At 45.3% G+C, this 14,874-nt stretch carries 10 protein-coding genes, 1 tRNA gene, 2 rRNA genes and 1 pseudogene; 9 read left to right on the top strand and 5 right to left on the bottom strand.

The window, feature by feature from the left end; translation table 11 throughout:
- Positions 1 to 93 precede the first annotated feature (93 nt).
- The 3 genes from NP165_RS00905 (at position 94) to metF (ending at position 4,804) form a co-directional block, all read left to right on the top strand.
- Complete coding sequence (locus tag NP165_RS00905; protein WP_257084498.1) at positions 94 to 1,260, top strand: O-succinylhomoserine (thiol)-lyase; 1,167 nt, start codon at positions 94 to 96, stop codon at positions 1,258 to 1,260.
- The gene (locus NP165_RS00900) at positions 1,260 to 3,671 is read left to right on the top strand and encodes a bifunctional aspartate kinase/homoserine dehydrogenase II (RefSeq protein ID WP_257084497.1); all 2,412 of its coding nucleotides are present in this window, start codon (positions 1,260 to 1,262) and stop codon (positions 3,669 to 3,671) included. Before NP165_RS00905 ends, NP165_RS00900 begins: the two co-directional genes overlap by 1 nt.
- Before the next feature lie 233 nt (positions 3,672 to 3,904).
- On the top strand, positions 3,905 to 4,804 hold the full coding sequence (metF, locus tag NP165_RS00895; RefSeq protein ID WP_257084496.1) for a methylenetetrahydrofolate reductase: 900 nt from the start codon (positions 3,905 to 3,907) through the stop codon (positions 4,802 to 4,804).
- 58 nt (positions 4,805 to 4,862) lie between these two features.
- Here the strand turns inward: metF and zapB are convergent, their stop codons facing one another.
- A complete protein-coding gene (gene zapB, locus NP165_RS00890) occupies positions 4,863 to 5,105 on the bottom strand; it encodes a cell division protein ZapB (protein ID WP_257084495.1) in 243 nt (80 codons plus the stop codon).
- Positions 5,106 to 5,396: 291 nt separating this feature from the next.
- Here zapB and glpX point away from each other — a divergent pair, with 291 nt between their 5' ends.
- Complete coding sequence (gene glpX, locus NP165_RS00885; RefSeq protein ID WP_257084494.1) at positions 5,397 to 6,404, top strand: class II fructose-bisphosphatase; 1,008 nt, start codon at positions 5,397 to 5,399, stop codon at positions 6,402 to 6,404.
- Between the two features lie 371 nt (positions 6,405 to 6,775).
- On the opposite strand, the pseudogene NP165_RS00880 reads toward glpX, so the two are convergent.
- A pseudogene (locus NP165_RS00880) lies at positions 6,776 to 7,795 on the bottom strand (IS110 family RNA-guided transposase).
- Positions 7,796 to 7,940: 145 nt separating this feature from the next.
- On the opposite strand from NP165_RS00880, the gene NP165_RS00875 reads away from it, so the two are divergent.
- The 5 genes from NP165_RS00875 (at position 7,941) to NP165_RS20025 (ending at position 11,461) form a co-directional block, all read left to right on the top strand.
- Positions 7,941 to 8,429, top strand: coding sequence for an IS630 family transposase (locus tag NP165_RS00875; RefSeq protein WP_257083891.1), 489 nt, complete (start codon positions 7,941 to 7,943; stop codon positions 8,427 to 8,429).
- Positions 8,314 to 8,727, top strand: coding sequence for a transposase (locus NP165_RS20035; RefSeq protein WP_371133700.1), 414 nt, complete (start codon positions 8,314 to 8,316; stop codon positions 8,725 to 8,727). The genes NP165_RS00875 and NP165_RS20035 overlap by 116 nt, the downstream gene beginning before the upstream one ends.
- Before the next feature lie 33 nt (positions 8,728 to 8,760).
- Positions 8,761 to 9,249, top strand: coding sequence for an IS630 family transposase (locus tag NP165_RS00865; protein ID WP_257083891.1), 489 nt, complete (start codon positions 8,761 to 8,763; stop codon positions 9,247 to 9,249).
- A gap of 61 nt (positions 9,250 to 9,310) precedes the next feature.
- Positions 9,311 to 10,346, top strand: a protein-coding gene (locus NP165_RS20030) for an IS630 family transposase (protein ID WP_371133672.1) whose coding sequence is annotated in 2 segments (ribosomal slippage) — positions 9,311 to 9,769 and positions 9,771 to 10,346 — 1,035 coding nt in all. Because the reading frame shifts where the segments join, the coding sequence is not laid out codon by codon here.
- 79 nt (positions 10,347 to 10,425) lie between these two features.
- Positions 10,426 to 11,461, top strand: a protein-coding gene (locus tag NP165_RS20025; protein ID WP_371133672.1) for an IS630 family transposase whose coding sequence is annotated in 2 segments (ribosomal slippage) — positions 10,426 to 10,884 and positions 10,886 to 11,461 — 1,035 coding nt in all. Because the reading frame shifts where the segments join, the coding sequence is not laid out codon by codon here.
- Positions 11,462 to 11,558: 97 nt separating this feature from the next.
- Here the strand turns inward: NP165_RS20025 and NP165_RS00840 are convergent.
- The 3 genes from NP165_RS00840 to NP165_RS00830 all read right to left on the bottom strand — a co-directional run bounded on the left by NP165_RS00840 (position 11,559) and on the right by NP165_RS00830 (position 14,816).
- Positions 11,559 to 11,635, bottom strand: a tRNA-Asp gene (locus NP165_RS00840).
- Between the two features lie 68 nt (positions 11,636 to 11,703).
- Positions 11,704 to 11,820, bottom strand: a 5S ribosomal RNA gene (gene rrf, locus NP165_RS00835).
- A gap of 105 nt (positions 11,821 to 11,925) precedes the next feature.
- Positions 11,926 to 14,816 (bottom strand): 23S ribosomal RNA (locus NP165_RS00830).
- Positions 14,817 to 14,874: the final 58 nt, after the last annotated feature.

The following is a 14,874-nucleotide window of genomic DNA, read 5'->3' as shown; positions in this document are numbered from 1 at the left end:
AAAGTATCTAAGTATGGAACTGGATTATCTCTATCTAACACAGATATAGCGTAATCCCTGCAAGTTGTCACCACTGTGCGAAAGGAAACACTTATGAGCGCCCGCAAGCCAGCCACAATCGCGGTACGTACTGGTATCGAGTCAGACACACAACATCATGCTGTTGTCCCCCCAATTTATCTTTCGACCAACTATGGATTTCCTGCGTTTGGAGAAGTCCCAACATATGACTACACCCGTTCAGGTAACCCCAACAGAGGATTACTTGAAACGGCACTATACGAGTTAGAATCAGGCAAAGGAGCCGTGGTTACAAATTGCGGAACGTCAGCACTCAACCTTTGGGTATCCGCATTTCTTGGTCCAGATGATCTGATTGTCGCACCACATGACTGCTACGGTGGGACCTACCGCTTGTTTAATACACGCGCTCAGAAAGGTGATTTTAAAGTTCTGTTTATCGATCAATCAGATGAGCAGGCATTGTCTGACGCTTTGGCACAAAAGCCTAAGCTTGTTCTTCTAGAAACCCCCTCTAACCCACTTGTTCGCGTGGTCGACATTGAGAAAATATGTACCCAAGCGAAAAAAATCGGCGCTTTGGTAGCAGTAGACAATACGTTTTTGACACCTGTATTCCAAAAACCTTTAGAGCTTGGTGCAGACTTTGTTATTCACTCAACGACAAAATACATTAATGGCCATTCTGATGTGATCGGTGGTGTCATCGTCACCAAAACAGAAGAACACGCGGAAGAACTTTCATGGTGGGGAAACTGTATCGGTGCGACAGGTACTCCTTTTGATAGCTACATGACTTTACGTGGTATCCGTACATTGGGTGCCCGTATGCGTGTACATGAAGAAAGCTCTGCGCAGATCCTGAACTTCCTTAAAGACCAAGAGCTTGTTGGTACGATCTACCACCCTAGCCTCCCAGAGCACCCTGGGCACGATATCGCGAAAAAACAGCAATCTGGATTTGGTTCCATGCTTAGCTTCGAATTTTCTGGCAGTTTTGAGCAACTGAAAGTCTTCGTAGAAAAATTAGAGCTATTCTCTTTAGCTGAGTCTTTAGGTGGCGTAGAAAGCCTTATCTGCCATCCTGCATCTATGACGCATCGTGCGATGGGTGAAGAGGCGCTTGCTGAGGCTGGCGTTTCACAATTGCTCTTGCGCCTGTCTGTAGGCTTGGAAGACGCAGAAGATCTTATCTCAGATCTAGAGCAAGCCTTCCTTATTGCTAAGGAGAGTATCTAATGACCTTAGCCCGTCAGCTTCACAAGTTTGGAGGTAGTAGCCTAGCCGATCCTGAGTGCTACCGCCGAGTCGTCAACATCCTAAAAGAATACTCAAATACTGAAGATCTTATCGTTGTCTCTGCAGCAGGAAAAACAACGAATCGATTATTGGAGTTCTTAGATGCGCTGAACAAAGATGGACGAATCGCTCACGAAGTTTTGCAATCTCTCAGGCAGTTCCAACTATCACTAGTCGATGAACTTATCGAAGATGAAAAAAAAGAAGCATTACTTGCTGCATTGCACGATGAGTTTTCAACGTTAGGTGAGTTAACCGCCCCTCTTACCAACGCTCAAAAAGCAGCAGTATTAGGACACGGTGAAGTATGGTCCTCTCGCCTATTAGCCGCACTACTGATGCAATCTGAGTTGCCTGCTGTCAGTCAAGATGCACGCGCTTTCTTACGTGCGGAATCCGGTGCGCAGCCAGAGGTCGATTACGGTACTTCGTATCCACTGGCTAAAGAAGTACTTGCTCAGCATGCTCATCATAGAATCGTAATTACCGGGTTTATGGCTCAAAACGCTGCAGGGCAAACGGTGCTACTCGGCCGTAATGGCTCTGACTATTCTGCAACAGTGATCGGTGCGTTAGCGGAAGTCTCACGTGTGACGATTTGGAGTGACGTAGAAGGTGTGTTTAGTGCAGATCCTCGCATAGTGTCGGATGCATGTTTGTTGCCTCTACTTCGACTTGATGAAGCGAGCGAACTAGCACGACTGGCCGCGCCTGTATTGCACAGCCGAACATTACAGCCCGTCGCGCAAAGTTCTATGGATCTACACCTACGTTGTAGCTATGCACCAGAATCTGGCTCTAGCCGTATTGAAAGAGTATTAGCATCTGGACGCGGTGCAAAGATTATTTCTTCACTTGATGAAGTATTAATTGTAAAGCTCATTTTTGCATCGGGCCACGACTTCGATCGACTAGAAAAAGAAGTGCTTGCGAACCTTAAACGCGCGCAACTAGAACCGCTGACCTATGAAGTCCAAAAAGATAAACACAGCTTAAGACTTGCATATACGGCAGAGATTGCCGGCGGAGCGTTAGAGTATCTACAAGATGCAGCGATTGAAGCTGAAATCAAGCTCAAAGAAGGTTATTCCCTTGTCGCCGTTGTTGGCGCAGGCGTAACGAAAAATGCCAACCATTGCTATGGCTTCTACCAAAAGCTGAAAGCTGCACCCGTTGAGTTTGTTTCAGAATCTCCATCGGGACTCAGCCTTATCGCAGTGCTTAGACGAACCGACACCGCTACTCTGGTTGCATCGATTCATAGTCAATTGTTCCAAGCTCAAAAACGCATAGGTATCGCACTATGCGGTAAAGGCAATATTGGCTCTAGCTGGCTGACATTGTTTGCCGAACAGAAATCAGAGCTTGAGAAGCGTCGAGGCATGAGTTTCGAACTTATCTCTGTCGTAGACAGCCAAACTTACTGGTTTAACTCAGAAGGTATAGACCCATCAACCGTTAGCGACCGCTTTGATGATGAATCTATTGCATACAGTGAAGGTGAGTGGATTAAAAAACTTGGCTCCGTTCAAGGCTACGACGATGTCGTTGTTCTAGATGTAACAGCGAGTAAGGATTTAGCCGAAAGATATTTAGAAATAGCAGAGCAAGGGATGCATTTAATCTCGGCGAACAAAGTCGCTGGCTCAGCTCCGAGTCACTACTACCACCAAGTTCAAGATGCCTTCTCTAAAATCAACCGCTATTGGTTATACAACGCAACAGTTGGAGCTGGACTTCCTATTAACCATACAGTCAGAGACTTGCGCGAGAGTGGCGATGAAATTCAAGCGCTATCAGGCATTTTTTCTGGAACACTCTCTTGGTTATTCCAACAGTATGACGGCTCTGTACCGTTTGCCGAGTTAATCGATTTGGCATGGCAACAAGGCTTAACCGAACCTGATCCACGTCACGATCTTGATGGTTCTGACGTTATGCGTAAGCTGGTGATATTAGCAAGAGAGGCCGGACTCAACCTAGAGCCCGAATCTGTAAAGGTTGAAAGCCTAGTGCCTGAAGATCTGACAGGAATCTCCTTGGACGACTTCCTAGATAAAAGCCAACGACTCAGTGAACTGCTTGCAGAGCGATTAGCGAAAGCGCAGCGTGAAGATAAAGTCCTACGCTATGTCGCGCGCCTGGAGAAAAATGGCAAAGCCACAGTTGGAGTTGAGGCATTAAGTAAAGAGCATGCGCTAGCGAATCTTCTCCCATGTGACAATATCTTCGCTATTGAAAGTAAATGGTACAAAGACAACCCTTTAGTGATTCGCGGCCCAGGGGCTGGTAGAGAGGTGACGTCAGGAGCTATTCAATCAGATCTGAACCTGCTCTCAAGCTTCCTATGATTTTTTAACAATTGTAATCAACGGCTTAGTAAAGAGTATATTGTATTAAGCCGTTTCTGATTAGCACACCCAACCTCAACTCAAATATGTCTCATAATCAACTTGAGAAAAATTCATAATCACACTGTTGACATTAAATCGTATTCAATTCATTCTGTGGACATATAGACGTCTAAACGTCAACACAAGGATTAAGACATTTGTGGGCAGGGCTACCACAGGGAGAGAGTAAGATGGGATACACACACGCTGGTCATATTGACGCTTTAAACCAGAATATTGCTGATTTTTCTGACAACATAAATGTTTCATTTGAATTTTTTCCGCCAAGCAATGAAAAAATGGAAGAGACATTGTGGAGTTCAGTACACCGTCTTAAAACTCTAAAGCCAAAGTTTGTTTCAGTCACTTACGGCGCAAACTCAGGAGAGCGTGACCGTACTCATTCCATCATCAAAGAGATAAAGACCGAAACCGGGCTGGTTGCCGCCCCTCACCTAACGTGTATTGACGCTAGCCGTGAAGAGCTGATTCAAATTGCAGATGATTACTGGGGTAATGGTATTGAAAATATCGTTGCCCTGCGTGGCGACATCCCACCAGGTGGCGGCAAGCCCGATATGTATGCGTCTGACCTTGTAGAGCTTTTAAAATCTCGTCATGATTTCGATATCTCTGTGGCGGCTTTCCCAGAGGTTCATCCTGAAGCGAAAAGTGCACAAGCCGATCTTCTAAACCTGAAGCGCAAAGTAGACGCAGGTGCTAATCGTGCAATCACCCAGTTTTTCTTCGATGTAGAAAGCTACCTACGTTTTCGCGATCGCTGCGTAGCAGCGGGCATCGATGTGGAAATTGTACCTGGTATCCTTCCGGTATCGAACTTTAAGCAAGCTTCTCGTTTTGCCGCACAAAACAACGTCAGAATTCCTAGCTGGATGGCTAAGCAATTTGAAGGCCTTGACGACGACCCAACAACACGCCAGCTTGTTGGTGCAAGCCAAGCTATCGATATGATACGAGTACTTAGCCGTGAAGGTGTAAAAGACTTTCACTTCTACACCCTAAACCGCGCAGAAATGACATACGCTCTTTGCCATACATTAGGTGTCCGCCCAACAAAAGAAAAATGTTAGGCTATCCATAGAAACGAAAAAGGTTGGCATTGGCCAACCTTTTTACTAAGCGAATAGATTATTCTACTTCGTCCATTTTACCAAGTAGGCTACGGATACGCTCCTGCCATGCAGAGTGCTCTTGCTGCATCTGCTGCGCCTTGCTCTCTAACTCTTCACGGCTTGCACGAAGTTCAGTTGCTTCCGCTGAAAGCTTTTCTTTCTCTTCTTTTAGCTCTTCCACTTCCATTTGAAGAAGTGCAATCGTATCAACCGCAGTTTGGATTTTCGCTTCTAATTTTTCTAGTACTTCAAAAGACATTGTCGCCTACCTTTAGTTATTCGCTTAATGTGAAGAAGTCTTCACTCTATATCTTCATTCTACTCAGCCAGAGAATTATAGACACGCCCTATATTCGATATTTTGCACCATTCGGTCAAAAAAACATCACAGTTTAACATTATCTTGACGAAACCTAATTGAACGCTTCTTTCATCAATATTTAAACACGGTTTTGATCGAGTTCAAGTCCATTCGCTCAAAATAGCAAACGTTTACCTTTCGTTGTGTTAGAATTCTGCCGTTTTTATTTTTTCCTATTTTGGAGTCATCATGAAACGCGATTTAGCAATGGCATTTTCAAGGGTAACAGAAGGTGCTGCACTGGCAGGCTATAAATGGCTTGGCAGAGGTGATAAAAACGCTGCTGACGGTGCAGCGGTAGAAGTCATGCGTGCACTACTCAACAAAACTGACATCAGTGGTGAGATTGTAATTGGTGAAGGCGAAATTGATGATGCGCCGATGCTTTATATTGGTGAAAGTGTTGGCTTAGGTGGCGACGCTGTCGATATTGCTGTAGACCCAATAGAAGGCACTCGTATGACTGCGATGGGGCAATCAAATGCTCTAGCTGTACTAGCTGCTGGCGAAAAGGATAGCTTCCTTAAAGCACCAGATATGTACATGGAAAAGCTTGTCGTAGGACCAGGGGCAAAAGGATGTATTGACCTCAACAAACCACTTAAAGAAAACCTAGAGAACATTGCTAAAGCGTTAAACAAAAGTCTAGACACACTCGTAGTGATCACTTTAGCTAAACCGCGCCATGACCTAGTCATCAAAGAGATGCAAGCAATGGGAGTTCGTGTATTTGCGGTACCTGATGGCGATGTCGCCGCTTCAATTCTGACTTGTATGCCAGACAGTGAAGTAGATGCTATGTATTGTATTGGTGGTGCACCAGAGGGTGTTGTATCTGCTGCTGTTATACGTGCACTAGATGGTGATATGCACGGTCGCCTTCTTCCTCGACACGAAGTAAAAGGGGACACAGAGGAAAATAGAATTTACGGTACTGCTGAGCTAAAACGCTGTGCGGAAATGGGGGTTGAGGCAAATGTAGTCCTCAAGATGGAAGATATGGCTCGTAGCGACAACGTTATCTTCTCGGCAACAGGTATCACTAAAGGCGATCTACTCGAAGGTATATCGCGACAAGGCAACATAGCGACAACAGAAACTCTACTGATCCGCGGTCGTTGCCGCACTATTCGCAGAATTAAATCTATTCACTACTTAGATCGCAAAGATCCAGAAGTAAGAGAACACATCCTTTAACCTCATTACTTTATTTTAAGGCCAGCAACTATGCTGGCTTTTTTATGTCATAAATAACGTGGGAAAATTTTGGAGAACAAGGTATGGCTTTTCGATAGGTAGTTATACCATATATGGACCCTCTCTTATTGCAAGAGACAATGTGACAACTTCTGATACTCAATTGCTCCCATATATTCGGCTTTGGGTATCAAATTAACCCGCCTTGATGGATATCCGAACCTAGCTTTCATATCAATCGCCACGGCTTCAAGGAGCCCTTGGTATAACCTGATTAGAGCTAGGTGGTTATGAGCCTTCAATCATCATATTGTTTCTTTAGCAATTTGTTGAAAAGGAACCTCTAGTTTTCTATTGCTGGTTTATAGTTATTAGGCTGCTTGGGTTTTGTAAACTTCTTGCTTACTGACCATTGCCCAAGCAATTCTTGCCATCTTATTGGCCAGGGCTACACAAGCTTTGTTAAACCCTGCTCGCATTTCTAAATTTACTGCCCAGATACTCAGCCTGTCATCTTTGCTCTTTGCATGCTTCAAAGCACTTCTTGCACCATTGATAAGTTGGGTTCGTAGGTAGGCATTTCCCCGCTTACTTATGCCTAACAAGCGAGCCCTATCACCTGTGGAATGCTGCTTCGGTACAAGGCCACACCACGCGGCAAAGTGGCGACCGTTTTTAAAGCTTTTTCCATCACCAAGCACCACACAGAGGATGCTTGAAATTAATGGTCCGACGCCTGTCATTGTCTGAAGCTTTTGGCACTGTTCATTCACTTGACCTTGCTGAATAAACTGCTTATCGATTTCTTTTACATTGCCATCCAAATGACTTAGTTCATTATTAAGCTCACTTAGAATTTTTCGAACAAGGGGACTTAGTTCATTCTCTGGATTTTCCAAGACAAAAGGCAGTGCTTTTCTCAGTGAAGATAATCCTCTTGGGATTACCACGCCATATTCTGCCAATAAACCACGAATTTGATTTCCTAACGCTGTTCTTTGTTTCACGTATCTTTCGCGCACTCAGTGTAAGAGCTGAATATCTTGTTGTTCAATGCTCTTTGGAGGAACAGTTTTTACATCTTCACGCTGTGCAACATCGGCAAGAGCATCTGCATCATTGAAATCATTTTTATTGCCGATACGATGCTTAGCAACATATTGAGGTGCAATAATCATTACGGTATGCCCTAGTTGACTAAAGACTCGATACCAATAATGACACGCCCCACATGCTTCAATCGCAATCGTGCAAGCTTCTTTATTGGCGAAGTAGTTCACCAATTTGTTTCTCGATAGTTTGGCCTTTTTGAGTATGAGCCCAGATCCATTTTTCTCAACAACATGGAAAATAGATTTGGCTGTATCTAAACCGACTGTTACGCTTGTCATAGGACCCTCTCTTACTGTTATTGATTGCCTTTTCATCAATCAATATGGCTCATTTGAAGCCGATTAGGTAGAGAGGGTCCATTCCATTAATCTAAGAAAAAATATGATCTAATTTAAGGCCATTCAACAATAGAACGTATTCGCTATGGATAGCCTCAAGAATATTGATTTTAAAAAGCTCGCAAGCCAGCAGAAATCCATCCAGATGAAAATGAGATTGCTCGCACTTGCTCATTTCAAAGATGGACACTCTCGTACCCAAATCGCCAAGTTTCTTAAGGTGAGCCGAACCAGTGTTAATCGATGGGTTCAAATCTTTCTTGAAGAAGGATTAGAAGGGCTGAAGGAAAAGCCAAGAACGGGAAGACCACCATTATTAACTTCTGAACAAAGGGAGCAATTGAGCCAATACATCAAAGATAAAGCTCATGATACTCAAGGTGGGCGACTGACCGGCGCCGATATCCATGCCTATATTGTGAAAGAATTTGGCCAGCATTATCATCCTGATTCTATCTATTACCTACTCGAGCATATGGGTTTCTCATGGGTCACTTCCCGTTCAAAACACCCACAACAATCCCAAGCGATACAGGAAGATTTTAAAAAAACTCCAAGACGAAACGATCCTTAAGATCCCAGGTCATGTCGCTTTAAAGCATGTCGATATCTGGTTTCAGGATGAAGCTCGATTTGGGCAACAAAATACAACAACACGGTTATGGGCTGAAAGAGGCACACGTCCCAGAGCAGTGAAGCAACAACAGTTCGAATATGCGTATCTATTTGGTTCTGTCTGTCCTCAAAAAGGTATTGGTGAGGCTATCGTTGTCCCATGGGTCAATAAAGACCTCATGATTGAGCATTTAAAGCAAATATCGGCGGTCACTGAAAAAGGACGTCATACCAATCTAAGAAAAAATATGATCTAATTTAAGGCCATTCAACAATAGAATGTATTCGCTATGGATAGCCTCAAGAATATTGATTTTAAAAAGCTCGCAAGCCAGCAGAAATCCATCCAGATGAAAATGAGATTGCTCGCACTTGCTCATTTCAAAGATGGACACTCTCGTACCCAAATCGCCAAGTTTCTTAAGGTGAGCCGAACCAGTGTTAATCGATGGGTTCAAATCTTTCTTGAAGAAGGATTAGAAGGGCTGAAGGAAAAGCCAAGAACGGGAAGACCACCATTATTAACTTCTGAACAAAGGGAGCAATTGAGCCAATACATCAAAGATAAAGCTCATGATACTCAAGGTGGGCGACTGACCGGCGCCGATATCCATGCCTATATTGTGAAAGAATTTGGCCAGCATTATCATCCTGATTCTATCTATTACCTACTCGAGCATATGGGTTTCTCATGGGTCACTTCCCGTTCAAAACACCCACAACAATCCCAAGCGATACAGGAAGATTTTAAAAAAACTCCAAGACGAAACGATCCTTAATACCAATCTAAGAAAAAATATGATCTAATTTAAGGCCATTCAACAATAGAATGTATTCGCTATGGATAGCCTCAAGAATATTGATTTTAAAAAGCTCGCAAGCCAGCAGAAATCCATCCAGATGAAAATGAGATTGCTCGCACTTGCTCATTTCAAAGATGGACACTCTCGTACCCAAATCGCCAAGTTTCTTAAGGTGAGCCGAACCAGTGTTAATCGATGGGTTCAAATCTTTCTTGAAGAAGGATTAGAAGGGCTGAAGGAAAAGCCAAGAACGGGAAGACCACCATTATTAACTTCTGAACAAAGGGAGCAATTGAGCCAATACATCAAAGATAAAGCTCATGATACTCAAGGTGGGCGACTGACCGGCGCCGATATCCATGCCTATATTGTGAAAGAATTTGGCCAGCATTATCATCCTGATTCTATCTATTACCTACTCGAGCATATGGGTTTCTCATGGGTCACTTCCCGTTCAAAACACCCACAACAATCCCAAGCGATACAGGAAGATTTTAAAAAAACTCCAAGACGAAACGATCCTTAAGATCCCAGGTCATGTCGCTTTAAAGCATGTCGATATCTGGTTTCAGGATGAAGCTCGATTTGGGCAACAAAATACAACAACACGGTTATGGGCTGAAAGAGGCACACGTCCCAGAGCAGTGAAGCAACAACAGTTCGAATATGCGTATCTATTTGGTTCTGTCTGTCCTCAAAAAGGTATTGGTGAGGCTATCGTTGTCCCATGGGTCAATAAAGACCTCATGATTGAGCATTTAAAGCAAATATCGGCGGTCACTGAAAAAGGACGTCATGCCGTCATCATTATGGATGGCGCAGGATGGCATACAGAAGATATCGCTAATGGCTTTCAGAACATCAGTGTCATCAAACTTCCCCCCTATTCTCCAGAGCTAAACCCTATAGAACAAGTATGGAGCTGGATGAGACAACACTATCTCGCCAATCAGTCTTTTGCGGATTACGAAGACATTGTCTCCAAAGTGTGTAGGGCTTGGAATCGTTTTTTGGCATGCTCCAACAGAGTCACCAAGATGTGTTCGAGAGAATGGGCAGACCTGACCAGTTAATTTTCCAGATTGGTATTATACCAATCTAAGAAAAAATATGATCTAATTTAAGGCCATTCAACAATAGAATGTATTCGCTATGGATAGCCTCAAGAATATTGATTTTAAAAAGCTCGCAAGCCAGCAGAAATCCATCCAGATGAAAATGAGATTGCTCGCACTTGCTCATTTCAAAGATGGACACTCTCGTACCCAAATCGCCAAGTTTCTTAAGGTGAGCCGAACCAGTGTTAATCGATGGGTTCAAATCTTTCTTGAAGAAGGATTAGAAGGGCTGAAGGAAAAGCCAAGAACGGGAAGACCACCATTATTAACTTCTGAACAAAGGGAGCAATTGAGCCAATACATCAAAGATAAAGCTCATGATACTCAAGGTGGGCGACTGACCGGCGCCGATATCCATGCCTATATTGTGAAAGAATTTGGCCAGCATTATCATCCTGATTCTATCTATTACCTACTCGAGCATATGGGTTTCTCATGGGTCACTTCCCGTTCAAAACACCCACAACAATCCCAAGCGATACAGGAAGATTTTAAAAAAACTCCAAGACGAAACGATCCTTAAGATCCCAGGTCATGTCGCTTTAAAGCATGTCGATATCTGGTTTCAGGATGAAGCTCGATTTGGGCAACAAAATACAACAACACGGTTATGGGCTGAAAGAGGCACACGTCCCAGAGCAGTGAAGCAACAACAGTTCGAATATGCGTATCTATTTGGTTCTGTCTGTCCTCAAAAAGGTATTGGTGAGGCTATCGTTGTCCCATGGGTCAATAAAGACCTCATGATTGAGCATTTAAAGCAAATATCGGCGGTCACTGAAAAAGGACGTCATGCCGTCATCATTATGGATGGCGCAGGATGGCATACAGAAGATATCGCTAATGGCTTTCAGAACATCAGTGTCATCAAACTTCCCCCCTATTCTCCAGAGCTAAACCCTATAGAACAAGTATGGAGCTGGATGAGACAACACTATCTCGCCAATCAGTCTTTTGCGGATTACGAAGACATTGTCTCCAAAGTGTGTAGGGCTTGGAATCGTTTTTTGGCATGCTCCAACAGAGTCACCAAGATGTGTTCGAGAGAATGGGCAGACCTGACCAGTTAATTTTCCAGATTGGTATTATTTTCCAGATTGGTATTATGACTTCAAAATACCATAAATGAAGAAAGCCCTGCTATTGCTAGCAGGGCTTCTGAATAAGTGGCGGAGCGGACGGGACTCGAACCCGCGACCCCCGGCGTGACAGGCCGGTATTCTAACCAACTGAACTACCGCTCCGCACTGGTTAGACTCTAAGTCTAAGTTTTTGCCTTTAGATTTTTCTAAAATCTAAAAACGAAATGTAAGCCTGGCGATGTCCTACTCTCACATGGGGAAACCCCACACTACCATCGGCGCTAATTCGTTTCACTTCTGAGTTCGGCATGGAAATCAGGTGGGTCCAAATCGCTATGGTCGCCAAGCAAATTCTTACTCTCTATTTCTAGAGAAAATCTGGAAAGCTGTTTTGTGTTCTCTACACATTCAATGTTCTTACTTTGAGTCCATCAAAACCCTTTGGGTGTTGTATGGTTAAGCCTCACGGGCAATTAGTACAGGTTAGCTCAACGCCTCACAACGCTTACACACCCTGCCTATCAACGTTCTAGTCTCGAACAACCCTTCAGGACTCTCAAGGAGTCAGGGAAGACTCATCTCAGGGCTCGCTTCCCGCTTAGATGCTTTCAGCGGTTATCGATTCCGAACTTAGCTACCGGGCAATGCGTCTGGCGACACAACCCGAACACCAGAGGTTCGTCCACTCCGGTCCTCTCGTACTAGGAGCAGCCCCCTTCAATCTTCCAACGCCCACGGCAGATAGGGACCGAACTGTCTCACGACGTTCTAAACCCAGCTCGCGTACCACTTTAAATGGCGAACAGCCATACCCTTGGGACCGACTTCAGCCCCAGGATGTGATGAGCCGACATCGAGGTGCCAAACACCGCCGTCGATATGAACTCTTGGGCGGTATCAGCCTGTTATCCCCGGAGTACCTTTTATCCGTTGAGCGATGGCCCTTCCATTCAGAACCACCGGATCACTATGACCTGCTTTCGCACCTGCTCGAATTGTCATTCTCGCAGTCAAGCGGGCTTATGCCATTGCACTAACCTCACGATGTCCAACCGTGATTAGCCCACCTTCGTGCTCCTCCGTTACTCTTTGGGAGGAGACCGCCCCAGTCAAACTACCCACCAGGCACTGTCCTCACCCCGGATGACGGGGCTAAGTTAGAACATCAAACATACAAGGGTGGTATTTCAAGGTCGGCTCCACCGATACTGGCGTACCGGTTTCAAAGCCTCCCACCTATCCTACACATGTAGGCTCAATGTTCAGTGCCAAGCTGTAGTAAAGGTTCACGGGGTCTTTCCGTCTAGCCGCGGGTACACTGCATCTTCACAGCGATTTCAATTTCACTGAGTCTCGGGTGGAGACAGCGTGGCCATCATTACGCCATTCGTGCAGGTCGGAACTTACCCGACAAGGAATTTCGCTACCTTAGGACCGTTATAGTTACGGCCGCCGTTTACCGGGGCTTCGATCAAGAGCTTCGACCGAAGTCTAACCCCATCAATTAACCTTCCGGCACCGGGCAGGCGTCACACCGTATACGTCATCTTACGATTTTGCACAGTGCTGTGTTTTTAATAAACAGTTGCAGCCACCTGGTATCTGCGACTCTCAATAGCTCCATCCGCAAGGGACTTCACCGTCAAGAGCGTACCTTCTCCCGAAGTTACGGTACCATTTTGCCTAGTTCCTTCACCCGAGTTCTCTCAAGCGCCTTGGTATTCTCTACCCGACCACCTGTGTCGGTTTGGGGTACGATTCCTTACAATCTGAAGCTTAGAGGCTTTTCCTGGAAGCATGGCATCAATGACTTCACACCCGTAGGTGCTCGACGTCGTGTCTCAGCCTTAGAAAGAGCCGGATTTACCTAACTCTTAAGCCTACGCACTTGAACCTGGACAACCGTCGCCAGGCCCACCTAGCCTTCTCCGTCCCCCCATCGCAATTGTAAGAAGTACGGGAATATTAACCCGTTTCCCATCGACTACGCTTTTCAGCCTCGCCTTAGGGGTCGACTTACCCTGCCCCGATTAACGTTGGACAGGAACCCTTGGTCTTCCGGCGAGGGGGTTTTTCACCCCCTTTATCGTTACTCATGTCAGCATTCGCACTTCTGATACCTCCAGCAAGCTTTACAACTCACCTTCAACGGCTTACAGAACGCTCCCCTACCCAATGCAGTAAACTGCATTGCCGCAGCTTCGGTTTATAGCTTAGCCCCGTTACATCTTCCGCGCAGGCCGACTCGACTAGTGAGCTATTACGCTTTCTTTAAATGATGGCTGCTTCTAAGCCAACATCCTAGCTGTCTAAGCCTTCCCACATCGTTTCCCACTTAGCTATAATTTGGGACCTTAGCTGGCGGTCTGGGTTGTTTCCCTCTCCACGACGGACGTTAGCACCCGCCGTGTGTCTCCCGGATAGTACTTACTGGTATTCGGAGTTTGCAAAGGGTTGGTAAGTCGGGATGACCCCCTAGCCTTAACAGTGCTCTACCCCCAGTAGTATTCGTCCGAGGCGCTACCTAAATAGCTTTCGGGGAGAACCAGCTATCTCCAGGTTTGATTGGCCTTTCACCCCTAGCCACAAGTCATCCGCTAATTTTTCAACATTAGTCGGTTCGGTCCTCCAGTTGATGTTACTCAACCTTCAACCTGCCCATGGCTAGATCACCTGGTTTCGGGTCTATATCCAGAGACTGAGCGCCCAGTTAAGACTCGGTTTCCCTACGGCTCCCCTAGATGGTTAACCTTGCCACTGAATATAAGTCGCTGACCCATTATACAAAAGGTACGCAGTCACAGGACAAAGCCTGCTCCTACTGCTTGTACGTACACGGTTTCAGGTTCTATTTCACTCCCCTCACAGGGGTTCTTTTCGCCTTTCCCTCACGGTACTGGTTCACTATCGGTCAGTCAGTAGTATTTAGCCTTGGAGGATGGTCCCCCCATATTCAGACAGGATATCACGTGTCCCGCCCTACTCGATTTCACTGAATGTGCGTTGTCAACTACGGGGCTATCACCCTGTATCGCCGGACTTTCCAGACCGTTCGTCTAACGCATATAAAGCTTAAGGGCTAGTCCAATTTCGCTCGCCGCTACTTTCGGAATCTCGGTTGATTTCTTTTCCTCGGGGTACTTAGATGTTTCAGTTCCCCCGGTTCGCCTCTTGCACCTATGTATTCAGTACAAGATACGTGCTTATGCACGTGGGTTTCCCCATTCGGAAATCCCAGACTCAAGTGGCTTTTACTGCCTAATCTGGGCTTATCGCAAGTTAATACGTCCTTCATCGCCTCTGACTGCCAAGGCATCCACCGTGTACGCTTAGTCACTTAACCATACAACCCCAAAGAGTTTCGCGGAGCGAATCTTGAGGATGTTGTTAAACAACCAAAG

Source organism: Vibrio japonicus, from assembly GCF_024582835.1.
GTDB lineage: Bacteria > Pseudomonadota > Gammaproteobacteria > Enterobacterales > Vibrionaceae > Vibrio > Vibrio japonicus.
The sequence above is the reverse complement of the archived record's forward strand: the minus strand, read 5'-3'. Positions and strand labels throughout refer to the sequence as shown.

Bases quoted from the DNA above. Each gene is read 5' to 3' on its own strand.
- NP165_RS00905 (WP_257084498.1), top strand. From the start codon at position 94: ATGAGCGCCCGCAAGCCAGCCACAATCGCGGTACGTACTGGTATCGAG.
- NP165_RS00900 (WP_257084497.1), top strand. From the start codon at position 1,260: ATGACCTTAGCCCGTCAGCTTCACAAGTTTGGAGGTAGTAGCCTAGCC.
- metF (WP_257084496.1), top strand. From the start codon at position 3,905: ATGGGATACACACACGCTGGTCATATTGACGCTTTAAACCAGAATATT.
- zapB (WP_257084495.1), bottom strand. From the start codon at position 5,105: ATGTCTTTTGAAGTACTAGAAAAATTAGAAGCGAAAATCCAAACTGCG.
- glpX (WP_257084494.1), top strand. From the start codon at position 5,397: ATGAAACGCGATTTAGCAATGGCATTTTCAAGGGTAACAGAAGGTGCT.
- NP165_RS00875 (WP_257083891.1), top strand. From the start codon at position 7,941: ATGGATAGCCTCAAGAATATTGATTTTAAAAAGCTCGCAAGCCAGCAG.
- NP165_RS00865 (WP_257083891.1), top strand. From the start codon at position 8,761: ATGGATAGCCTCAAGAATATTGATTTTAAAAAGCTCGCAAGCCAGCAG.